Raw genomic sequence first — 21,966 nt, 5'->3', positions numbered from 1 at the left:
GACGGGTCAGCCCCGGTCTCCGAGCCCGTCCGGTCCCCGCCCGGACTCCGGCACCCGCAGGGTCAACCGCATCGTCAGCCCGCCACCGGGCGTCGCGTCGGCCTCCAGCGAACCGCCCATGGCCTCGGCCAGCCCCTGCGAGAGGGCCAGGCCCAACCCGAGGCCGCTGTGGTTGTCGGTGTCCCCCAACCGCTGGAACGGCACGAACATGCCCTCCCGGTCCTCCTCCGCCACCCCCGGCCCGTGGTCGGCCACCAGCACCTCGATCCGGTCACCGGTCCAGGAGGCGGAGACCGTCGGCGGCCGGTCCCCGGGGCTGAACCGCAGGGCGTTGCCCACGACGTTGACCAGCACCCGGTCGAGCAGCCCGGGGTCGGCCACCGCGTCCGGAAGCTCCTCGGGGACCAGCACCCGCACCCGGTCGGCCCCCGACCCGTCGATCTGGTCCAGCGCGGAGAACACCGACTCGCGCAACTGCAGCGGACGCGCCGTCACCCCCAGCACCCCGGCCTGGAGGCGGCTCATGTCCAGCAGGTCGGTCACCAGCCGGGTCAGCTGGTCCAGGGACTCGTCCGCCATGGCCAGCAACCCGTCCCGGTCCCGGTCGCTGAAGTGCACCTCGCGGCTGCGCAGACTGGTCACCGAGGCCTTGGCCGAGGCCAGCGGAGCCCGCAGGTCGTGACTGACCGCCGAGAGCAGCGCGGTCCGCATCCGGTCGGCCTCCGCCAGCGGGCGGGCCGAGGCCGCCTCCCGCTCCAACCGCTCCTGGCGCAGGGCGACCGCGGCCTGGGCGGCGAACACCTCGATGATCCGGCGGTCCCCCGCCTGGGGCCGCCGCCCGCGCAGCACCAGGGTGAGGGCCTCGTCCACCGGCACCTCGGTGTCCCGGTCCGTCGGAGAGCGGGGAGGGTCCTCACCGGCGGCGGCGACCACCTCCCACCCCTGCTGGTCCCGCCGTTGGCCGGGGCGCGCGGTGAAACCGGGCCTGCGCTGCAGGAGGGCCACCGAGGCCAGGGAGAAGGTCTCCCTCAGGCGTTCCATCAGGGCCGCCAGCGGGCGTGAGCCCCGCAGGACGTTGCCGGCGACGGTGGCCAGGATCTGGGCCTCCGCCCCCGCCTGCGCCGCCTCCCGGGTGCGGCGCGCAGCCTGGTCCACCACCACGCTCACCGACACCGCCACCACCACGAAGCCCGCCAGAGCCAGAAGGCTCTGCATCCGGGCGACGGTGAAGGTGAGGTAGGGCTCGGTGTAGAAGAAGTTGAGCACCGCGAAGCCGCTGACCGAGGTCAGCAGCGCGGGCCACATCCCCCCGACCAGGGCGACCACCGTCACCGTGGCGAACACCAGCACGATCGCACTGCTCAGGTAGGCCTCCTCCGCCGGAGCGCCCAGCCCGAACCCCGCCAGGAGCAGGGCCAGCAGCGCCAGCCCGCAGGCGACCAGCCTGCGGCGCCGGGAGAGCGTGGTCCCCGGACCCGAGGGGGGCCGTACCCCCGCCTGTTCGTGGGAGACCAGGTGGACGTCGATCGGTCCGGACAGGGCGGTGGCGGCGGCCCCGATCCCGGGGGAGAGCAGCCGGGCGATCCGGCCCCGGCGGCTGGCCCCGAGCACCAGCTGGGTGGCGTTGACACCGCGTGCGAAAGCGATCAGCGCACGGGCCACGTCCTCGCCCAGGACCTGGTGGTAGGTGCCGCCGAGGTGCTCCACCAGGACGCGCTGCCGGGCCAGCAGCCCGGGGTCGGCGCCGGTCAGCCCGTCGCTGCGGGCCACGTGTACGGCCAGCAGGTCCGCGCCCCGGCCGCGTCGGGCGATACGGGCGGCGCGGCGCAGGAGCGTCTCGCCCTCGGCGCCGCCGGTGAGCGCGACCACGACCCGCTCCCGGGTCTCCCAGGTGTCGGTCACACCGTGGTCGCTGCGGTAGCTCTCCAGTTCGTCCTCGACCCGGCCCGCCAGCCAGAGCAGGGCCAGTTCCCGCAGGGCGGACAGGTTGCCGCCGCGGAAGTAGTCGCCCAGGGAGGCGTCGATCCTCTCCGGGCGGTAGACGTTGCCGTGCGCGAGCCGCTTGCGCAGGGCCTCGGGGGTCATGTCGACGAGTTCGATCTGCTCGGCGGCGCGCACCCACGCGTCGGGCACGGTCTCGTCCTGGCGGATCCCGGTGACGCGTTCCACGACGTCGTTGAGGGACTCCAGGTGCTGGATGTTGAGCGTGGACAGCACGGTGATGCCGGCGTCCAGCAGCTCCTCGATGTCCTGCCAGCGCCTGGCGTTGCGGCTGCCGGGGGCGTTGCCGTGCGCGAGTTCGTCCACCAGGACCACCCGGGGGCGGCGTTCCAGGACCGCGTCCAGGTCCATCTCCTCGAAGGTGCGGCCCCGGTGGGTGGTCCGGGCTCGCGGGACCACTTCCAGGTCGTCGATCATCGCCTCGGTCATCACCCGTCCGTGGCACTCCACGAACCCCACGACCACGTCCGCGCCCCGGTCGCGGCGCCGGTGGGCCTCGTCCAGCATCCGGTAGGTCTTGCCCACCCCGGGTGCCGCTCCCAGATAGACCCGCAAGCTCCCACGTGTCACAGCAGTCCCTCCCCGGGAACCATCTTCACCGGTCACCGCATGCTTTTGAGAGGTTCTGTGCTAATTGTCCGCTAAATCCCCTCGGGTGGCCGCTAAGGGAACGCTACCGAGGTACCACCCGCCGTCCGCGCTGCCGCACAGTCGGACGAGGCGCCCCGGGCAGGAAGGGCGCCTCACGGGTGTGCCCCGAGCTCCGCTCAGGGCACGCCCTCCTACCATCGTGATGCCGGACGGAAGCGGCGAAGAACCAGTTCAGGCGTCATAGGGAAGAACGCGCTGACTCGGCACAGAACGGACCCGTATGAACGAGCGGAACACCGCCGCACCGGCGGTCCTGGTCGTCGACGACGACCCCCGACTGCTCAGGACGCTCGACCTCAACCTGCGGGCGAGGGGCTACACCGCCCTGCTCTCCGACACCGGGGAACGCGCGCTCAGGCTCGTGGCCCACCACCGCCCCGACCTGGTGCTGCTGGACCTGGGGCTGCCGGGGATGAGCGGGTTGGACGTGATCCGGGGGCTGCGCGGCTGGACGGGGGTCCCCGTCGTCGTGCTGTCCGGCCGCGACACCGAACCGATGAAGGTCCAGGCCCTGGACCTGGGAGCCGACGACTACGTGGTCAAACCGTTCGGCATGGACGAACTCTTCGCCCGGGTCCGGGCGTCGATGCGCAGGACCGCGCCCGCGGAGGAGAAGGTCTCGGTGGTGACCGCGGACTTCACCGTGGACCTGGCCGCCCAGCAGATCACCAGGGGCGGGGAGGCGGTGCAGCTGACCCCCCGGCAGTGGCACATCGTGGAGGTGCTGGTGCGCAACCGCGGCCGGCTCATCACCCACCGGCAGCTGCTCCAGGAGGTCTGGGGGCCCGGTTACGGCCGGGAGACCAACTACCTGCGGGTCTTCATGACCAAGATTCGGCAGAAGCTGGAGCCGGACCCGCCCCGACCGCGGTACTTCCTCACCGAGCCGGGGCTGGGATACAGGTTCAGCACGGGGGAGCAGGACACGTGATCCCCGGACGACGCCTCCGGCCGGGCCGGGTCCGCCGGTGGCACCGGCGGGGGAGGTGGTTCTGGGCGAGCCCTCCCCAGTTCACCGTGGTGGCCTTCGCCGCCCTGGTGCTGGCGGGCACCGGGCTGCTGTCCCTTCCGCAGGCCACCGTGAGCGGTGGGTCCGCGCCCCCGCTCACGGCCCTGTTCACCGCGGCCTCGGCGGCGAGCGTGACGGGGCTGGTGGTGGAGGACACCTCCGCGTACTGGTCACCGCTGGGCGAGGCGGTGATCCTCCTGCTGATCCAGGTCGGCGGCTTCGGGGTGATGGCCCTGGCCACGGTGCTGGCGCTGGTGGTGGGGCGCAGCCTGGGCCTGCGGATGGCCGTCTACACCGGCTCGGAGGCCAAGGGGGTCTCCCTGGGGGAGGTGCGCCAACTGGTCACCGGGGTGCTCTACGTGACCCTGCTGTTCGAGGGCGTACTGCTGGTCCTGCTGACACTGCGCTGGTGGCTCGCCTACGGCCTGTCCCTCCCGGACGCCCTGTACACGGGTGTCTTCCACTCGGTGTCGGCGTTCAACAACGCCGGGTTCTCCCTCTACTCCGACAGCATGGTCGGGTACGCGACGGACCCGTGGATCACGGTGCCCCTCGCCCTGGCCGTGATCGCCGGGGGGCTCGGCTTCCCGATGTGGGTGGAGCTGTGGCGGTTCTCCAGACGCAGGGGAGAACCCCGGCACTGGTCGGTACACGCCAGGATCACGATGGGGATGTCCGCGGGTCTGCTGCTGATCGGCCTGGTGACCTTCCTGGCCCTGGAGTGGAACAACCCGGCCACCATGGGCGCCCTGAACGTGCGGGAGAGACTGCTGACCGGTTTCTTCCAGGCCGTGATGCCCCGCACCGCCGGTTTCAACAGCCTGGACTTCGGGGCGATGAACACCCAGACGCTCCTGGCCACGGACATCCTGATGTTCATCGGCGGCGGCAGCGCGGGCACCGCGGGCGGCATCAAGGTGACCACCTTCGCGATCCTGCTGCTGGTGGCCTACGCCAACGTGCGCGGGGAACCCACGGTGCACGCGGCCGGTCGGCGGTTGAGCCAGGCCACGGTGTCCCAGGCCACCACCGTCGTGCTGCTGTCGCTGGGGCTGGTGCTGTCCGCGACGCTGGTCCTGATGACGGTCACGCCGTTCACCCTGGACCAGGTCCTCTTCGAGACCACCTCGGCCTTCGCCACCGTCGGGCTGTCCACCGGTATCACCGGCGACCTGCCGGTGTCCGGGCAGCTGGTCCTGGTGTTCCTGATGTTCGTCGGGCGCATCGGCCCGATCACCCTGGCGTCGGCGCTGGCCATGCGGCGGCGCAGCCGGGCCTACGAACTCCCCGAGGAGCGTCCGATCGTGGGCTGAGCGCGCAGGCCCCCGGGTTCCGTCGGGCCCGACCCGGAGAGCGGGTCCACCGGCCGGGAACAGCGGGAAAGACGAAGGGGCCCCTACCACGTGGGCAGGGACCCCTTCTTACCGGCGGAGGATCGGGGATTTGAACCCCGGAGGGGATTGCTCCCCAACCGCATTAGCAGTGCGGCGCCCTAGGCCTCTAGGCGAATCCTCCTGGCTGCGACCAGCCTACAGAGCGCGGAGGTCCTGCGCAAAACGAATGTCCGGGGCGGGAGGACGGCAGCGTGTCCGCGCCCTCCCGCCCGAGGTCAGGGGGTGCGCGGTTTCGGTACTGACGGGGCCCGGTAGGCGCTGGCCTGGAGCTCCCACAACTCCCGGTACAGGCCGTTTCCGGCCATCAGTTCGGCGTGGCTGCCCTGGGCGGCCACCCGGCCCCCGTCCAGCACCACGATGTGGTCGGCCATCCGCACCGAGGCCAGCCGGTGGGTGATCAACACGACCGTCGCGCCGGTGCGGCGGGCGTGGGAGTGCACGGAGGTGAAGAATCCGTGCTCGGCGCGGGCGTCCATGGCGGCGGTGGGTTCGTCGGCGATCAGCAGCGGCACCTCGTCACCGTCGTCGCCCCGGTAGAAGGAGCGGGCGGCGGCCAGCCTCTGCCACTGGCCTCCCGAGGGCTCGACACCGTGCGCGAACCGCTTGTCCAACAGGGTCTCCCAGCCGTTCCGGAACTCCGCGACGACGCTGTCCGCCTGGGCCGCGGCCGTCGCCCGGGCGAAGCGCTCGGGGCACTCGGCGCTGCTCATCACGGTGTTGCCGCGCGCGGTCAGCGGCCAGTGCGTGTGGTCCTGGGCGATCACGGAGATCCGTTCGCGCAGGCTCACCCCGTCCACCCCGGCCAGGTCGGTGCCGTCCCAGAGCACGCTGCCCCGCTGGGGCGTGTACAGCCCGGACAGCAGCTTGGCCAGCGTGCTCTTGCCCGAACCGTTCTCCCCGACCAGCGCCACGGTCCGGCCGCGGCGGAGGGTGAGGTTCACGTCCGTCAGGGACGGGCCCTCCCCCGAGGGATAGCCGAAGGTCACGTCCCGCAGTTCGATCCGCTCGAACCCCGACGGGGCGGGCGCCAGTCCGGGGCGCGGCAGCCGGGCGCGGGCCTCCCGCTGGAAGGCCACGAAGTCGGAGAAGTACAGGCCGGACTCGTACACCCTGGTCATCGCGTGCAGGGCGTTGCCCAGCGCGCCCTGGGCGACCCGCACGGCGACCACGGCGGCCCCGGCGACCGCGATCGGCACCACGCCCCGGGCCAGCAGCACCGCGAGCACGGCGAACACCCCGGCGGTCACCAGGCCGCCGGCGGCGGCCCCGGCCAGCCTGACGACGGACTGGCGGGTGGCCAGCCCCAGGTGGATGTCCAGCTCCCGGCGGGCGACGCGGTCGAACTCGGCGAGCAGTCGGCGCTCCATCGTGAACGAGCGGACCTCGGCGGCGCTCTCCCGCGCGGTCAGGAGCTGTTCGAGCATGTGCTTGCGGCGGCTCCCCTCGGTGAAGGCGAGCACCATCCGGTACCGCATCCGAGCGGACGCGGCCGCGCCCCACCACTGGGGGACCATCGCCAGCAGCAGGAGCGGGACCAGGGCCGGGTGCAGGGTGCTCAGGACCCCGGCCGCGGCGACGATGCCCACGAGGCCGGTGAGCAGGTCGGTGGTCTGCCGGACCAGTATGCCCGCCTCGTCGCAGCCCCGGGTGCGGGACCGGAACAGGTGGTCGTGGAACTCGCTGTCGTCGAAGGCCCGGAGTTCGACGGAGGCGGCGTCGCGCAGCAGGCGCTGTTCGGCGGCCAGGACCACCTTGGGTTCCAGCCGGGCCTGGGCCCGTCCGGCCAGGGCGCCGCAGCCGCCCCGGGCGACGAGTGCCAGGGCGAGCAGGGCCAGGGCGGGGAGCGCGGTCGTCACCCGTTCCGGGGTGGGCACCTCCGCGAAGAGTTCGGCGAGCACGGCTGTCGTGGCGACCAGTGCCCAGGCGGTGGCGGCCCCGGAGCCGAGGTTGAACAGGACGGTGGTCACGACCTCCCGGGGGCCGCTCCGCCAGGCCAGGACGGCGGCCTGGCCGACCAGCGCGGGCATCCGGCGGGCGATCCGGAGCCAGGAGGCCCCGGCGACGGTCCCGCTGTGCCGACTCCACCTGGGCGGGGCGAGCTCGGGCAGGTCAAGGCCTTGTCCGGAGTGGTCCTGTCCTCGGCCTGGGGGGACGTGTGTGGTGCGCACGGCGGTTCCTCCTGGGGGTCGGGGCGGTTCGGGCGCTGCCGATCATCACCCGGGAGCACGACGTCCGGGAGAGGGGCCGACGGTTGCGGACGGACCGGATCGCGGGCCCGGGGGGAGCGGCACCCGGCGGGGCCGGGCACCCGGGGCCGGGGAGCGGAACGGATCCGGGGGGAAAGTCGCGATCCGAATACCAGTACGAATCGGCCGCGCGCAAAGCACCGGGGGAGGGCGCCGGTGACTGGTGGGCCGGTGTCCGCACGGTGTCCGCAACGAGGGGGGGCCGCCGCGGCCCCGGGAAACCTGGTGGCCAGGTCGGGTCGGTGCCGAGCGGTCAGCTGGTGGTGCGTTCGATGATGAGGTCGGCGTCGCTGCGGAGTTTGTCCACGGCTCGGGAGAGCGTGCTCTTGACGGTGCCGATGGTGACGCCCATCCGTTCGGCGATCTGGGCTTCGGTGAGGTCGTCGTAGTAGCGCAGGACGACCGTGGCGCGCTGGCGCCGGGGGAGGCGTTCGATGGCGCGGCCCACGACGTCGGCCAGGTCGCTGCGCCAGGTGGGGTCGTCCACCCGCTGTTCGGGGATCTCGTCTGTGGGGTACACGTCCAGATGGGTGCGGCGCCACTCGGAGATCTGGGTGTTGACCATCGCCCGGCGGACGTAGCCGTCGCGGGCGCGGGGGTTGGCGATGCGCCCCCAGGCGAGGAAGGTCTTGACCAGCGCCGCCTGCAGGAGGTCCTCGGCGTCGGCGTGGTTGTTGGTCAGGGAGCGGGCCATCCGCAGCAGGGCCGGGCCGCGTTCGGACACGTAGCGGCTGAACTCGTCGGACCTGGGGGTCCGGGTGGCTCCCGTCACGCCGATCACCGACCTCCGGCCGCGCCGGTTCGAGGCGCGTCCTCGCTGTGCACCGCGGCTCTGCGCCGCCCTTGGTCCTCACTCTCACACAGCGAACGCAAACGCCCGGGAATCTGGGCGCCACGTGCCGACAAACCGGGTCGAACAGTGCAATAACCAGGGCATGTCACCGAAACGAACGGTTCCGTTCCGGCGTGTGCGCGTTCGTTCGCGGGTCCGAAGGCGACAATGGGCACCAACGGACGAGTCGGTCGACAAGGGGGCGCTCAGGACATGTCAGTGATGACGGACAGCGGACGGGATCGTCGGCGGTTCACGGCCGCCGTGCTCGGCGCCGCGGCCGCTCCCGAACCCACACCGGTCCACCACCGCGTCGCCCGCGGGGTGGTCGTCGACTCCACCGCCTACATGCTCTGCCTGGCCACGCCGAACGGGGAGGAGCGCTTCCTCTACGAGCGGGCCACGACCTTCTGGCGCGGCGGGGAGGTCCTGCCCACCGAACTGCGACCCGGCGACGACGCGGTGGTGCTGTGCTCGCACGACGGGCGCCTGGTCGCCGAACGCGTCTGGGCGCAGACCGCCCGGGCCACCGGTGTCATCGTCGAACGCGAGGGCGACAGTCTGCGGGTCGACCCCGGGCACGGCCGACCCCGCCTGACCGTGGTCCTGCCCTACCGCAGTTCGGGACGCATCTCGGTCCGGCATCCACGACTGGAACCCGGCTACCTGTTCGACGCCGTCGGAACCTGGCGGGACGGCGAGGTCCGGGCCGTGCGCCCGGTCACCACCCAACCGCCGTACCCGCTGAGATCGACCCCGCACCGTCCGCCCGTCCGGCAGCACTCCACGACCGTCACCGGCATCGCCACCTGGTACGACCCCGCCTGGGGGCGCTCCAGCCACCTCGACCCGAGGGCCGTGGTCAACGGGGCCGCCTACCCGGCGCTCGACCCCGTCGGGCACGAGGGCCGGTGCGACCGCCGTACCTCCTGCCTGCCCCTGCCGCTGCTGTCGACCGGGGCTTCGCTCAACCTGCGCAACGACTGCACCCGGGACACGGCCGTGGTCCCCGTCGTCGGCTGCGCGGCCGCCGACAGCTGGCTGTGCGACCTGTGCCCGGCCTGCGGCAGCCAGAGCGCGGGCCGGCTCGCCTCCCTCACCATGACCTCCTTCGTCGCCCTGGGCGGGCGGCTGGAGGCCGGTTGTTTCAACGCGACCATGACCGTCGCCGAACAGGAGGGGTGACCGATGTTCCCGGAGGTTCTCGAAGCGGCCCGCGAGCTCCAGCTACCGCTGCTCGCGGCGCTGCTCCTGCTCGGCGCGGCGGCCAAGGCCAGCCCGCGTTCGGCGGGGACGGGTGCGGCCGTCCTGCTGCCCGAGCGGCTGCGCGGACCGGCCACGCTCGCCACCTGTCTGGCCGAGGCCGCCCTCGCGGTGGCGCTGCTGACCGCGACCGGCCTCCCGGGCGAGGCGGCCCGCGTCGCCACCGCCCTGATGTTCGCGGTGTCGGTGGTACTGCTGCTGGCGGCCCGCCGCCGCGATCCCGAGGCCGGGTGCGGCTGCTTCGGCGGACTGAGCCGGGCGCCGATCGGCTGGCGCACGCTCACCCGGGCCGCCCTGCTCGCGGTGGCCGCTGCCGCCACGGTCGGGTCGCCGCTCTCCGGGTGGGAGGTGGCCTCCGCGCCCGACCCGCTCCACGGGGCGGTCCTGGGCGTGCAGCTGATCGTGCTGGCACTGCTCAGCCCCGAGCTGCGTGAGGTGGCCGCCCGGGCCGCCACCCGTGAACCGTGCGCGCTGCGCGAGGTCTCCGAGCGGCGGACCAGCCGGCGCCTGCGCGGGAGCGAGGTCTGGCGGACCAACGCCAAGGTCATGATCAGGAGCGAACCCGAGGAGACGTGGCGCCACGGCTGCTGGCGGTTCCTGCGCTACGACGGGATGCGCCACGGCCGCCGTGTGGACGTGGTCTACGCGGTCCGGATCGGCGGCCCGCGCCGTACCGGGGTGCGCGCGGCCCTGGTGGACCGGGAGAGCGGCACGGTGGTCGCCACCTTCGGCGCGGTGACCACGCTCGACCTCCAGGGGCCGCCGCGCAGGCTGCCCGGTCCGCGTCAGGCGGCCAGGCGGGACGAGGCCGCGGGCCGGGGCGGTGCGCGGCCGGGGACCCTCGCCGAGGAACCTCCGGGGGAGTCCGGGCGCGCTCTGCCGGACGGGGTCAGAGCATCTGGTCCTGGCGTTTGATCGCGGCCTCACTGAAGTCCACGAGCATCTGCTCGTAGTCCCCGGCGTCGCCGGGTCCCATCACCGAGGTGGTGCCCAGCAGGCCGCCGTTGCGGTACATGACGGTGTACATGTGGTTCTCGCCCCCGTCGTCGCTGACCCGGATGCTGAAGGAGCGGGACTCGTCGCCGACCGGGGGGACGTCCAGGTCGGCGACCCCGTAGTCGGAGCTGCTGCCGTCCTCGTAGGTGGCGGTGTACTCGGCGCAGGTCTCGGGCGGTTCGACGGCCAGCGCCTCGGCGGCGGATCCCTCGTCGAGCCGGACGAGGATGTGCGAGACGTTGCCCCGGTCCCACTCGTAGGCGGCCACGGAGGCGGGGGCCTCCCGCACGGCCTCCAGGTCGCTCCAGCGGTTGGCGGCGTCCGTGCACTCGGGTTTGTCCAGTTCGGTGCTGGCTCGGACCTCTTCCGAGTACTGCACTGTGACAAGCTCGGAGTAGGTTCCGGCCTCGCTGCTCTCGGGGAGCAGCGTCACGTCCTCGACGTTCAGCGGCTGGGCGTCGTGCAGCTGCGCCGCCGCCTCCGCGTTGGGGTCCTCGCTCTGCTCCCCCTCCTGCCCGCCGCAGGCCGTCAGGGCGACCGCCGAGGCCAGCGCGATCGCGACGGGCAGGGCCGCGGTCGGTGTGGAGCGGGCAGGACTTTGACGCAAACGCATGGTGGTATCTCCTCGTTTGTGCAATATTTCCGTTTGGAGCGGTGGCCGCCCCGGGCCTCTCATTGCCGAGAGTGCTGCGGGGTTAGCACAAAGTATTGAGGAAGGACAATGGTGTCGGAGTCGAAATCGCCATATCTGAGGGCGGTACTGGAGTCCATCCCCGCCTACAAGCCCGGACTCAGGGTCGTCGGGCCCGACGGGCGCTCCGTCAAGCTCTCCTCCAACGAGAGCCCCTACGGCCCGCTCCCGTCCGTGCGCGAGGCCGTCACCCGGGCCTCCGCGGACCTGAACCGCTACCCGGACCCGGGCGCCGCCGAGCTCGTCGCCAGACTGGCCGGACGCCTGGGCGTGCCCGAGGACCACGTGGCGCTCGGCGCGGGCTCCGTGGGCCTGCTCCAGCAGCTCCTGACGGCCGTCGGCGAGCCGGGCGTCGAGGTCGTCTACGCCTGGCGCTCCTTCGAGGCCTATCCGCTGCTCGCCGAGCTGGCCGGGGTCACGTCGGTCCGGGTGCCGCTCAGGGACGAGACCCACGACCTCGAGGCGATCCTCGCCGCGATCACCGATGACACCCGCATGGTGCTGGTGTGCAACCCGAACAACCCGACCGGTACCGCGGTCCGGGAACGGGAGCTGGTCGACTTCCTCGACCGCGTCCCCGAGCACGTGCTCGTCGTCCTCGACGAGGCCTACCGCGAGTACGTGCGCGACCCCGAGGTGCCCGACGGCCTGGACCTGTACCGGGACCGCCCCAACGTCGCGGTCCTGCGCACCTTCTCCAAGGCCTACGGCCTGGCCGCGGTGCGCCTCGGCTACCTCGTCGGCCACCCCCCGGTGGCCTCCGCGGCGCGCAAGACGGTGGTGCCCTTCGCGGTCAACCACATCGCCCAGGCCGCCGGGGTCGCCTCGCTGGACGCCGAGGACGAGCTCCTGGAGCGCGTGGCCGCCACCGTGAAGGAGCGTGAGCGCGTCCGTGACGCCCTGGTGGCCTCCGGGTGGACCGTGCCCCCGACCGAGGCCAACTTCGTGTGGCTGCGGCTGGATGAGGACACCATGGACTTCTCCGGCGCCTGCGCCGAGGCCGGTGTCGCGGTGCGCCCGTTCGACGGCGAGGGGGCCCGGGTGAGCCTGGGGACCCCCGAGGAGAACGACGCGTTCCTCTCCGTCGCGACCGGCTACGCCAGGCGCCGCTGACCGCCGCCCGCCGACACGCGGACGGGGGCGGCCCGGCGTGGGCCGCCCCCGTCGGGCGTGCGGTTGGCGCCTGGCCTCTAATCACCGCACCGGTACAAGCCGTCTTCCACAGCCCCGACGAAAGCCTGCCAAGACGGCAGCCTGGTGACGGGACCGTTGGGATCCAGTCTCTGAAGAAGCTGTCGGCGGTTTTCGGGGAAGCGGTCATTGAACCGTTTGAGCCTGCGGCCGGAGAGCTCTGAAGCAGCGGCCAACGCCTGCTTCAGGAGCTTCTTCGGGTCAGCTATCGTCTCCACCCTGCTGGCCTGGGGAAGACCGAGCGCGCAGCGACCGTTGGGGTTGCCCGCGACTCTGCGGATCGCTGGCTCATCCACAAGAAGCCAGGCTTCGGTCATTCGGACGGGGACCACTGGCACGTGGACTACCCCGGGCATGTGAGTGCGTACGGCTTCCTCGATCTCGAGTACCCGGGGCTGACGGCCCGCGTTGTCCGCATCGCGATGGACGGCCACCAGTTCGTAGAAGCCTCCCAGTGCCAGGACCCTGCTGAGCTTGTCGCCAATAGTGTGCCCTTGGGCGTTGAGGCGGTCCAGGTCAGGGTTGGTGAGGGCGACCTCGATACCCAGGCCTGCGGCGATGTTCTCGATATGCTCTGCGATGCCATCGTCGCTCGTGCCCTCGCGTAGGAAGAGGATACGAACAGTCACAGCCCCTCCAGGGTGAGCTGCGCGCCAGGGGCGAACGTCAGGTAAGGGAGGATGTCGGGAAGAGCCACGGCGTCCGTCTCCGGGCTCGCCGCTCGCCACGTACCTGTCATAGGACGTAGTCGGAGAGCACGGGCGAGATGTCCGTCAGGGCGTTTCTGTAGCACCGTGTCCGCGAAGAGCAGGTCGGCCGTGTCGACAGCCCGCACGATGCCAGGTGAGTGGGTGTTCACCAGGACCTGTCGAAACGGGTTGTCCTTGCCGGGGGCGGATTCCGGTTCCACCGCGAGGTCGCGTACCAGTTCCACCATCGCGGGAAGATGGGCTGGGTGGATGCCGTTTTCGGGCTCTTCCATGCACAGCACGCCCTCAACGGTGGTGTCCTCGAGGAGGACGCAAAGCGCGAGGAAGCGGAGGGTGCCCTCGGACAGACTGCGCGCGGGCAGGCGAAGCCCGTTTGACTCCTTGAGCTGGATAGTCAGGAGTTCACGTAGTTCGTCCTCGACGACGCTCAACTGGTCGACAGAGGCACCCACCAGGTCGGCGAGCCTGCCGGACACCCGAGCGTAGACGCGTTCGGGGTCATCGTGCGGCTCCTGCTGGGCGATGCGGAACAGGGTTCCCGGCAGGTGCTGTCCGTTGACATCCATTGTCTGCGGGTCGGTGTAGCGGTCTGCCGCACGTAGAGCGGTGGGTTCCAGTGCGAGCCGTCGCCAGGCTTGCATCTCTCTACGAGCGGCGAGGATCGTTGGTGCGTCACTGCTTGTCACAGTGCTCACGAGTGTTGCTGGGGCTCGTGAGGCGAGCGCTCCCTTGGGTTGACCTCGGCTGCCACCATCCTGATGGATGTTGATAACGACCTGTTCGTCGTGGAAGGTCGTTGAGATGAAGTCTGGTCTATTTCGTCCCTTTTTTACGACTTTGTCGCGAAACTCGACCTTGTTGTGAGGGAAACGTAGCCGGTCTCGTGCCTCACTGTGGTTGAGGTGCTTCAGTCGCTCCCCAAGGAGGACCAGACCTCCGGTCCTGTTCGCTCCTGACGGTGGTTGGAACCCCAGTTCCACCTCATAACGCAGGTAGGTGCTGGTAGCCCGGGCTTCGCGCCCGAAGTCGTCCTCAACGCACTCCGGGACGATCATCTCGGCGGCGAGAACCATGTGCCTGTCCTGGGACTCGTAGCCGTTCCAGAACAGTTCGCGTGGGTTCCCGGAACGTTCGCCTCCGGCAGCCCCCCGCACCTCGTAGGCGGCCTCGATCAGTGACCGGCTCGACAGGAGGCTCAGGAACTGGATTGCGTCGAACACGTTCGACTTGCCTGTACCGTTCTCGCCCGCGATACAGGTGAAAGGTCCGAAGTCCACTACGAGGCCCAGTAGGTTCTTGAACCCGTCGACCTCTAGTCGAGTGAGCACTACATCTCCCGATCAGCGGTTCTGGTCCGAGCCAGGCGCATGCCGGAGCAGCCCTCGGTCACCTGGTGATACGGATGTGATCAATTCAAGACTGTCAGCAATCTAGCAAGATACGTGATCTGTGCGGAGGCTCGAGCGGCCTTGGACCGAAGAGCGGGGCGGTCCCGTAGGACTGCCCCGCTCCGTCGAGCACGCGGGTTACTTGCCCGCCGCGTCCTTGTCCAGCTTCTCCACGATCAACCGGTAGAGCTGGCGCGGACGGCCGGGCTGGAGCGTGCGGTTCGGCGGCAGGGGCCAGGCGAGGCCCTCCTCCACCAGGGTGCGCAGCAGCCGGCGCGCGGTCCGTGAGGTGACGCCGAGCATCCGCCCGGCGTTCTCCGCGTCGACGACCAGCGGGCCGTCCTCCTCGGCGATCTTCTCCGAGAGCCGGACGAGGGTCTCCCGGCCCTTGGTGCGCAGGGGCTCGGAGGACTGGCGGGCGGGGGCGCGCTGCGCCGGGACCAGCGAGCGGCCCTCCCGGTCCACCGCGAAGCTCTGCCGGGAGGCCTGGGCCCGGTTGAGCGCCGCGCGGGCGTGGGACTCCGCGTCCTGGGTGGTCCGGCCCATGCCGATGCCCACCTCGATCGCGATGCCCAGTTCCGCCTTGATCCGTTCGACGAACGGGGGCTGCCGGAACCCCTCGGTCGCCGTGACGAGGGAGCCCCGCGTGGCGGTCACCATGAACGAGTGGTCGTCCAGCCGGTGCGCCGTCGCGTTGATCCGGTGGGCCTCCTGGAGCAGCAGGCGGTGCAGGGACAGCCGCAGCTCGTCACGCCAGTAGCGCGGGGTGGAGCGCCGGGAGGAGTCGCGCAGCGTGGGCACGTCCACGACGACCACACCCAGCTGGGCCTCCTCCAGGCGGTGGTGCGCCCCCAACAGACCGGCGGTCTGCAGGGCGCTGCGCACGCCCGCGTTGGTGGGCCGCAGCCGGATCACCGGAACCCCGATGGCCTCCAGGCGTTCGGCGACCCCGCGCACGCAGGTGATCGCCATCTTGGTGGCCTTGCGCCGCCACAGGCCCTCGTGGAAGGACGTGAGCTGGGCGGTGTTGGTCAGCTCCTCGTGCACGTGGATGCCGTCCACGGGCAGGTCGACCTCGGAGTAGGCCTCCACCACGTCGGCGCGGCTGAGCACGTCCAGGCTGGCTCTGGTCGGGTCGTAACGTTCGTCCAGGGTCGCTCGGAGCAGGGCTTCGTGCAGGCTGGCCCCGCCGAGCGGCACGAAGGTCGCGGGCATGGTCAGCACGCCCGCCTTCCGCGCGAACTCGTACGGGACAGGGCTGGCGAACAGATAGGCGTCGATCGCCGAACCCAGCCTGACGACCTTGTCCGTCGCCTCTTGCTCATCTCGGTATGCGGCGGCGATGAGTCTGGCGTTGAGGGGTCCTGTGGACCCCGGACCCATGAGCATGACCCGTTCGACCACCTCATGGGGCCCTATGACGCCGATCGTCAAATCGCCAGTACGCTGGGCACTCACCTCGGGTTGCTCCCCGCTACCATTCCACGCTCTTCACTATGTGCGCCCACTGGTTTCCCGACCCGATCTCTGTCACGGCATGATTGCCGAGATCGTACCCATTGTGCGGGGCCAAAGAAGATCGTTTTCCATATCAACGCCGAAAGCCCGGGTGGGAGGAGACCCCCCACCCCGGCTTGAGCTGCGCTTACGACTACTACGAGACGGTGACGCGCTCCACGTCACCGCCCAGCGCGGCAAGCCGCGACGCGAACTGAGCGTGACCGCGGTCAACCAGATAACCAGGCGCCACGATTGTCTCACCTTCAGCGACCAGTCCGGCGAGGACCAGGGCCGCACCGGTGCGCAGGTCGTGCGCGACCACCTCGGCACCGCGCAGGTTCGTGGAACCGTGCACGATGGCGCGGGTGCCCTCGACCTCGATCTTGGCGCCCATCTTGTTGAGCTCGTCGGCCAGCGCGAAGCGGCCGTCGTAGATGGCCTCGTGGATGTAGCTCTCGCCGTCGGCCAGGCTGGCCAGCGCCATCAGCGGGGACTGCAGGTCCGTCGCGAAGCCCGGGAAGGGCGAGGTGACCGCGTTGATCGGCCGCAGCGGCACGGAGGGGTCCCGCTGGACGTGCAGGACGGCGCCCTCCTGGGAGAAGCCGACGCCCATCTGCTCGAGTTTCCAGCGGGCCACGCCCAGGTGGTCCAGGTTGGCGCCCACCAGGCTGGCCTCGCCGCCGGTGGCGGCCACGGTCATCGCGAACACGCCGGCGTCGATGCGGTCGGACATGATGGTGTGCTCGACGGCGGTGAGCTCCTCGACGCCCTCGACGGTGATCAGGCCGGTGCCGCCACCGCTGATCTTCGCGCCCATGGCGCTGAGGAAGTCGATGACGTCGATGACCTCGGGCTCGAGGGCCGCGTGCTCGATCACGGTGGTACCGGGGGCCAGGACGGCCGCCATGAGAAGGTTCTCGGTACCGGTGTGGGACGGGGTGTCCAGGTAGAGGCGGCCGCCGCGGAGCTTGCTCGCCTCGACGTTGATGTGGTTGCGCTCGAGGTCCTCGGTGACCTCGGCGCCCAGCCGGGCGAAGCCCCGGTAGTGGAAGTCGAGGTTGCGGCTGCCGAGGTTGCAGCCGCCGACGCCCTCGATGCGGGCGTGGCCGGTGCGGTGCATCAGCGCGGGGACGAAGAGCACGGAACCGCGGAACCGGGCCGCGATGTCGGCGGGCAGGACGGCGCGCTCGGGGTCGTTGAGACCGGACGCGTCGATGACGACGGTGCGCTCTGCCTCGTGGAAGGCGACCTTGGCGCCCACGTGCTCGGCGAGTTCCAATGCGCGGTAGACATCCTCGATGACCGGGACGTTCCGCAGCACAGTACGGCCCTTGGCCGCCAGCAGGGCGGCCCCGATCATCGGCAGGACGGCGTTCTTCGCGCCTTGGATGAACGCCGTTCCGCTGAGGGGGCGTCCGCCGCGAACGCGGTAACGAACCTCCTGGCCCATGCTCATGTGCTCCTTTGTGAGGCAGATGTGAAAAAAGGTCACCCTCGTCGGGTATCGCCTGTATGCGTTTTAGACGCGGGTTTCCCCTGGAACGTTGCGACCATCTTGCTTGTGACCTGCGCGGCCGGTGAACCGGTCGGTTCGCGAAGACTCTATAGCAACCAGCTCACGCCAACCGGTCCAGAACGTGGTATACCCGCAGATCGCGGTTGAAGTCCCGCCAAACGGCCAAAGAGGCATTACGCCGGAGGGAGAGACCAGGGATCGTACGCATGGCTGCCCGTTACTCCGGTGTTGCATACGACTCCACCACCATACGCGCTCCCACAGCCGAAACGACGTCCGCGTGCGCTGAATCACGCGGCTGACGACGGTCACAGCTCGGGTTTCCCGCCGGTCAGACGCTCATAGATCTCCGTGTAACGGGACAGAGTGCGCTCCACCACGCCGTCCGGGAGCTCCGGCGGCGGAGTGTCCGAAGCACGGTCCCACCCCGACACGGGTGAGGTCAGCCAGTCACGCAGGACCTGCTTGTCGAACGACGGCTGGGCGCGCCCCGGGCTCCACTCGTCGGCGGGCCAGTAACGGGAGGAGTCCGGGGTGAACACCTCGTCGGCGAGGACGAGTCCGCCGGACGGGCTCCGGCCGAACTCGAACTTGGTGTCGGCGAGGATGACCCCGCGCTCCCGGGCGGTGTCCCGGCCGCGCCCGTACACCCGCAGGGTGAGCTCGCGCAGCTCCGCGGCGAGCTTCTCGCCGTGCCTGGCCGCCACGACGCCGAACGAGACGTTCTCGTCGTGGTCGCCGACCTCGGCCTTGGTGGCGGGGGTGAAGATCGGCTCGGGGAGCTCTGAGCCGTCGGTGAGGCCCTCGGGGAGTGCTACGCCGCACACCGTGCGGTCCACCCGGTACTCGGACAGCCCGGAGCCCGCGAGGTAGCCGCGGGCCACGCACTCCACCGGCACCATGTCCAGCCTCTCGCAGACGAGTGTGCGGCCGGCCCAGTCCGCGGGGGCGCCCTCGGGCGGGACGTCGGAGACGACGTGGTTGGCGACCAGGTCGCCGAGGCGCTCGAACCACCACAGGGACAGCTGGGTGAGCAGCCGGCCCTTGCCGGGGATCTCCGTGGGGAGCACCCAGTCGAACGCCGAGACCCGGTCGCTGGCCACCATCACCAGTTCGCCGGAGGCCGTCGCGTACAGGTCGCGCACCTTGCCGGTGTGCAGGTGGGTCAGCCCGGGGACCTCGACGGGCTCGGGAACGGTGACGAAGCCACTCATGACGCTGCTTTCTGGGGGTTCTGCCGTACGACCGCGGTGAGGGCGGTGCTCTGGTCCTGCCGGTGTCCCGGGGCGCGTGTCCGCGGACGCACGCCCTAGACCTCCGCGGCCGCCCGCTCGGCGATGTCGGTGCGGTAGAAGGACCCGCGCAGTTCGAGCCTGCCCGCGGCCTCGTAGGCGCGCTCACGGGCCTGTCGCAGGTCCGATCCGGTGCCGACCACGCTCAGCACCCGGCCGCCGTTGGACTTGACGTCGCGCACCCCGTCCCAGGCGGTGCCCGCGTGCAGCACGTAGGCGCCCTCCAGGGAGTTGGCGGCCGCCAGGCCGCCGACGAGGTCGCCCTTCACCGGGTCGCCCGGGTAGTTCTCCGCCGCGACCACGACGGTCACCGCGGCACCCGACTTCCACTGGAGCGAACCGATCGACCCCAGGCCGCCGGTGTCGGTCGCCTGCAGGACCGTCCCGATCGGGGTGGCCAGGCGGTCCAGCACGACCTGGGTCTCCGGGTCGCCGAAGCGGGCGTTGAACTCCACCACGCGCGGCCCCTTGCCGGTCAGAGCCAGACCCACGTAGAGCAGGCCCTGGTAGCGGAGGCCGCGGCGGTTCATCTCGGACACGGTCGGCCGCACGACCGACTCCATGATCTCGTCCACCAGCCCGGCGGGGGCCCACGGCACCGGGGCGTAGGCGCCCATGCCGCCCGTGTTGGGGCCCTGGTCGCCGTCGTAGGCGCGCTTGAAGTCCTGCGCGGGCAGCAGCGGGAGCGCGTGCGCCCCGTCGGTGAGCACGAACAGCGAGACCTCGGGGCCGTCGAGGAACTCCTCGATGACCACGCGGCCGCACTCGCGGGCGTGCTTCTCGGCGGCGGCGCGGTCCTCGGTCACCACGACGCCCTTGCCCGCGGCCAGACCGTCGTTCTTGACCACGTACGGCGCCCCGAACTCGTCGAGGGCCTCGGAGACCTGGCCCGCGTTACGGCACACCCTGGCCTTCGCGGTGGGCACCCCGGCCGCCTCCATGACCTCCTTGGCGAAGGCCTTGGACCCTTCCAGGCGGGCGGCCTCCCTGTCGGGGCCGAACACCGGGATGCCGCGGTCGCGCAGGGCGTCGGCCACCCCGGCCACCAGCGGGGCCTCCGGGCCGATCACGACCAGCTCGGCGCGGATGCGCGCGGCCAGCTCGGTCACGGCCAACCCGTCCGTCACGTTGATGACGTGGTTCTCGGCCAGGTCGGAGATCCCCGGGTTGCCAGGGGCGCTGTGGATGCTGGTGACACCCGGATCAAGGGACAGAGCGCGGACGAGTGCGTGCTCGCGGCCTCCGCCGCCGAGAACGAGGGCTTTCACTGCAGAGGGCCTCTTCTTCTGTCTGGAGGAAGGACGGGTGGTCTCCGGTTCAGACCAGGGAACGCAGCTGGAGGGTCTCGTCGCGGCCGGGTCCGACACCGATGGCGGAGATCGGGGCCCCCGCCATCTCCTCAAGGGTACGCACGTAGGCCTGTGCGTTCTCGGGGAGTTCCTCGAACTTGCGGGCTCCGGTGATGTCCTCGGACCACCCGTCGAAGTACTCGTAGATCGGCGTCGCGTGGTGGAAGTCGGTCTGCGTCATCGGGATCTCGTCGTGGCGCACGCCGTCGACGTCGTAGGCCACGCACACCGGGATCCGCTCCAGGCCGGTGAGCACGTCGAGCTTGGTCAGGAAGAAGTCCGTGACGCCGTTGATCCGGGTGGCGTAGCGGGCGATCGGGGCGTCGAACCAGCCGCAGCGGCGGTCCCGGCCGGTGGTGACGCCGTACTCGCCGCCCTGGGTGCGCAGCCAGGCGCCCTGCTCGTCGAGGAGCTCGGTCGGGAAGGGGCCGGAGCCGACACGGGTGGTGTAGGCCTTCAGGATGCCGACCACCTTGGTGATGCGGTTCGGGCCGATACCGGCGCCCGCGGCCGCGCCGCCCGAGGTCGGGGAGGAGGACGTGACGAAGGGGTAGGTGCCGTGGTCGATGTCCAGGAGGGTGCCCTGCGAGCCCTCCAGGTAGACCGTCTTGCCCTCGTCCAGCGCCCTGTTGAGGATCAGCGAGGTGTCGGCGACGTGGGGGCGCAGCTTCTCGGCGTAGCCCAGGTACTCCTCGATGATCGGCTCGGCGTCGAGCGCGCGCCGGTTGTACACCTTGGTGAGGAGCTGGTTCTTGTCGTGGAGGGCGAGCTCGATCTTCTTGCGCAGGATCTTGGGGTCGAACATGTCCTGCACGCGCACGCCCTGGCGGGTGACCTTGTCGGCGTAGGTCGGGCCGATGCCGCGTCCGGTGGTGCCGATCTTCCCCTTGCCGAGGAAGCGCTCGCTGACCTTGTCCAGGGCCCGGTGGTAGGGCATGATCAGGTGCGCGTTGGCCGAGATGACCAGGCGGGAGGTGTCCACGCCCCGCTCCTGGAGGCCGTGCAGCTCCTCGAACAGCACACCCGGGTCGATGACGACGCCGTTGGCGATGACGGGTACGACGTTCGGGGAGAGGATGCCCGAGGGGAGCAGGTGGAGGGCGTACTTCTGGTCGCCGATGACCACCGTGTGCCCGGCGTTGTTGCCGCCCTGGTAACGGACCACGTAGTCCACGCGGTCACCGACCAGGTCGGTCGCCTTGCCCTTGCCCTCGTCGCCCCACTGGGCACCCACGAGCGTGATCGCCGGCATTGGTCTCTACCTCTTCGCTCGACACCTGACCGGGGCTTTTCCGACCCCGAACATGGATGAACCCCTGGCGCAAGGCAGCGACAGGGGCCGTTGCGTATTGAGCGTACACGACCCTTTGAACCGCGTTAAGTGGGAGGTTGGCGCGGTTCGGGGCGCGGGCGGCAGGCGCGTGCCCGGCCCCCGCGGAGGCCGGGGCCGGGCACGGCGGTGTTCGAGCCGGGGCCTCAGCCGTCGAGCGCCTCGGCGGCCTCCGGGCTGGAGTCGCGCAGGAAGGTGGCGCAGCGCTCGGCCTCCTCGGCGTCCCCGATTCGCTCCGAGGCCCTGCTCAGAGCGTGCAGGGCGCGCAGGAAGCCCTGGTTGGGCGCGTGCTCCCAGGGGATCGGTCCGTGGCCCTTCCAACCGGAGCGGCGCAGCTGGTCGAGGCCGCGGTGGTAGCCGGTGCGCGCGTACGCGTAGGCGGTCACCGGCTGGCCGTCGGCCAGGGCCAGCTCGGCCAGGCGGGCCCAGGCGGCGGAGTAGGACGGGAAACGCCCGGCGACCGGGGTGGGGTCGTCGGCGGAGGCCAGGGCCTCACGGGCCTCGGGGTCGTCGGGCAGGCGCGTCTCGGGCGGCTCGTTCAGCAGGTTCTGGTGCAGGTTCATGCCCCCCATCCTGCCACCGGGCACGGCGTCCCCCCGAGCGCCGG

General features: G+C 71.1%; 17 protein-coding genes and 1 tRNA gene. 5 read left to right on the top strand and 13 right to left on the bottom strand.

All coding sequences use genetic code 11. The features are described from left to right. Window positions 1–6 precede the first annotated feature (6 nt). Window positions 7–2,571, bottom strand: a complete 2,565-nt coding sequence (locus IE195_RS03175; protein ID WP_191267826.1) for a sensor histidine kinase — start codon at window positions 2,569–2,571, stop codon at window positions 7–9. A 301-nt stretch (window positions 2,572–2,872) separates the two neighbouring features. Between IE195_RS03175 and IE195_RS03170 the strand changes: the two genes are divergently transcribed. Then, on the top strand, window positions 2,873–3,583 hold the full coding sequence (locus tag IE195_RS03170; RefSeq protein WP_191267825.1) for a response regulator: 711 nt from the start codon (window positions 2,873–2,875) through the stop codon (window positions 3,581–3,583). Window positions 3,584–3,669: 86 nt separating this feature from the next. Continuing rightward, the gene (locus IE195_RS03165) at window positions 3,670–4,974 is read left to right on the top strand and encodes a TrkH family potassium uptake protein (protein WP_191268063.1); all 1,305 of its coding nucleotides are present in this window, start codon (window positions 3,670–3,672) and stop codon (window positions 4,972–4,974) included. 115 nt (window positions 4,975–5,089) lie between these two features. On the opposite strand, the gene IE195_RS03160 is transcribed toward IE195_RS03165, so the two are convergent. From IE195_RS03160 to IE195_RS03150, 3 genes are all read right to left on the bottom strand, one after another. After that, window positions 5,090–5,176 (bottom strand) — tRNA-Ser (locus IE195_RS03160). A 94-nt stretch (window positions 5,177–5,270) separates the two neighbouring features. Continuing rightward, window positions 5,271–7,223 (bottom strand): ATP-binding cassette domain-containing protein, encoded by a 1,953-nt coding sequence (locus IE195_RS03155; RefSeq protein ID WP_191267824.1) that lies wholly within the window; start codon window positions 7,221–7,223, stop codon window positions 5,271–5,273. A gap of 331 nt (window positions 7,224–7,554) precedes the next feature. Next, window positions 7,555–8,082 (bottom strand): SigE family RNA polymerase sigma factor, encoded by a 528-nt coding sequence (locus tag IE195_RS03150; RefSeq protein ID WP_191267823.1) that lies wholly within the window; start codon window positions 8,080–8,082, stop codon window positions 7,555–7,557. A gap of 273 nt (window positions 8,083–8,355) precedes the next feature. Here IE195_RS03150 and IE195_RS03145 point away from each other — a divergent pair, with 273 nt between their 5' ends. Both IE195_RS03145 and IE195_RS03140 read left to right on the top strand, forming a co-directional pair. Continuing rightward, window positions 8,356–9,318: a hypothetical protein gene (locus tag IE195_RS03145; protein WP_191268062.1), complete on the top strand. Its 963-nt coding sequence runs from the start codon at window positions 8,356–8,358 to the stop codon at window positions 9,316–9,318. Window positions 9,319–9,321: 3 nt separating this feature from the next. Then, window positions 9,322–10,311, top strand: a complete 990-nt coding sequence (locus tag IE195_RS03140; RefSeq protein ID WP_191267822.1) for a MauE/DoxX family redox-associated membrane protein — start codon at window positions 9,322–9,324, stop codon at window positions 10,309–10,311. Here IE195_RS03140 and IE195_RS03135 read toward each other — a convergent pair. Further along, window positions 10,286–11,005 (bottom strand): hypothetical protein, encoded by a 720-nt coding sequence (locus tag IE195_RS03135; RefSeq protein ID WP_225942577.1) that lies wholly within the window; start codon window positions 11,003–11,005, stop codon window positions 10,286–10,288. The two genes, IE195_RS03140 and IE195_RS03135, sit on opposite strands and share 26 nt — an antisense overlap. A gap of 108 nt (window positions 11,006–11,113) precedes the next feature. Here IE195_RS03135 and hisC point away from each other — a divergent pair, with 108 nt between their 5' ends. Then, window positions 11,114–12,196, top strand: coding sequence for a histidinol-phosphate transaminase (gene hisC, locus IE195_RS03130; protein WP_191267821.1), 1,083 nt, complete (start codon window positions 11,114–11,116; stop codon window positions 12,194–12,196). Between the two features lie 77 nt (window positions 12,197–12,273). On the opposite strand, the gene IE195_RS03125 is transcribed toward hisC, so the two are convergent. The 8 genes from IE195_RS03125 to IE195_RS03090 all read right to left on the bottom strand — a co-directional run bounded on the left by IE195_RS03125 (window position 12,274) and on the right by IE195_RS03090 (window position 21,922). Further along, window positions 12,274–12,903, bottom strand: coding sequence for a hypothetical protein (locus IE195_RS03125; protein WP_191267820.1), 630 nt, complete (start codon window positions 12,901–12,903; stop codon window positions 12,274–12,276). Then, entirely contained in the window at window positions 12,900–14,312 is a 1,413-nt protein-coding gene (locus IE195_RS03120; RefSeq protein WP_191267819.1) for an AAA family ATPase, read from the bottom strand. The genes IE195_RS03125 and IE195_RS03120 overlap by 4 nt, the downstream gene beginning before the upstream one ends. A gap of 198 nt (window positions 14,313–14,510) precedes the next feature. Further along, window positions 14,511–15,776 (bottom strand): transcriptional regulator, encoded by a 1,266-nt coding sequence (locus IE195_RS03115; protein ID WP_191267818.1) that lies wholly within the window; start codon window positions 15,774–15,776, stop codon window positions 14,511–14,513. Between the two features lie 250 nt (window positions 15,777–16,026). Next, window positions 16,027–17,322, bottom strand: coding sequence for a UDP-N-acetylglucosamine 1-carboxyvinyltransferase (gene murA, locus IE195_RS03110; RefSeq protein ID WP_191268060.1), 1,296 nt, complete (start codon window positions 17,320–17,322; stop codon window positions 16,027–16,029). Window positions 17,323–17,696: 374 nt separating this feature from the next. Continuing rightward, a complete protein-coding gene (locus tag IE195_RS03105) occupies window positions 17,697–18,602 on the bottom strand; it encodes a phosphoribosylaminoimidazolesuccinocarboxamide synthase (protein WP_191267817.1) in 906 nt (301 codons plus the stop codon). A gap of 95 nt (window positions 18,603–18,697) precedes the next feature. After that, a complete protein-coding gene (purD, locus tag IE195_RS03100) occupies window positions 18,698–19,948 on the bottom strand; it encodes a phosphoribosylamine--glycine ligase (protein ID WP_191267816.1) in 1,251 nt (416 codons plus the stop codon). 49 nt (window positions 19,949–19,997) lie between these two features. Next, window positions 19,998–21,281 carry an adenylosuccinate synthase gene (locus IE195_RS03095; protein ID WP_191267815.1) on the bottom strand — a complete coding sequence of 428 codons (1,284 nt, stop codon included), beginning with the start codon at window positions 21,279–21,281 and terminating at the stop codon, window positions 19,998–20,000. Between the two features lie 224 nt (window positions 21,282–21,505). Continuing rightward, window positions 21,506–21,922, bottom strand: a complete 417-nt coding sequence (locus IE195_RS03090) for a DUF3151 domain-containing protein (RefSeq protein WP_191267814.1) — start codon at window positions 21,920–21,922, stop codon at window positions 21,506–21,508. Window positions 21,923–21,966 lie beyond the last annotated feature (44 nt).

The organism is Nocardiopsis terrae, from assembly GCF_014651695.1.
Classification (GTDB): domain Bacteria; phylum Actinomycetota; class Actinomycetes; order Streptosporangiales; family Streptosporangiaceae; genus Nocardiopsis; species Nocardiopsis terrae.
The sequence above is the reverse complement of the archived record's forward strand: the minus strand, read 5'-3'. Positions and strand labels throughout refer to the sequence as shown.

Bases quoted from the DNA above. Each gene is read 5' to 3' on its own strand.
- IE195_RS03105 (WP_191267817.1), bottom strand. From the start codon at position 18,602: ATGAGTGGCTTCGTCACCGTTCCCGAGCCCGTCGAGGTCCCCGGGCTG.
- IE195_RS03095 (WP_191267815.1), bottom strand. From the start codon at position 21,281: ATGCCGGCGATCACGCTCGTGGGTGCCCAGTGGGGCGACGAGGGCAAG.
- IE195_RS03135 (WP_225942577.1), bottom strand. From the start codon at position 11,005: ATGCGTTTGCGTCAAAGTCCTGCCCGCTCCACACCGACCGCGGCCCTG.
- IE195_RS03140 (WP_191267822.1), top strand. From the start codon at position 9,322: ATGTTCCCGGAGGTTCTCGAAGCGGCCCGCGAGCTCCAGCTACCGCTG.
- IE195_RS03170 (WP_191267825.1), top strand. From the start codon at position 2,873: ATGAACGAGCGGAACACCGCCGCACCGGCGGTCCTGGTCGTCGACGAC.
- IE195_RS03145 (WP_191268062.1), top strand. From the start codon at position 8,356: ATGACGGACAGCGGACGGGATCGTCGGCGGTTCACGGCCGCCGTGCTC.
- IE195_RS03090 (WP_191267814.1), bottom strand. From the start codon at position 21,922: ATGAACCTGCACCAGAACCTGCTGAACGAGCCGCCCGAGACGCGCCTG.
- hisC (WP_191267821.1), top strand. From the start codon at position 11,114: ATGGTGTCGGAGTCGAAATCGCCATATCTGAGGGCGGTACTGGAGTCC.
- murA (WP_191268060.1), bottom strand. From the start codon at position 17,322: ATGGGCCAGGAGGTTCGTTACCGCGTTCGCGGCGGACGCCCCCTCAGC.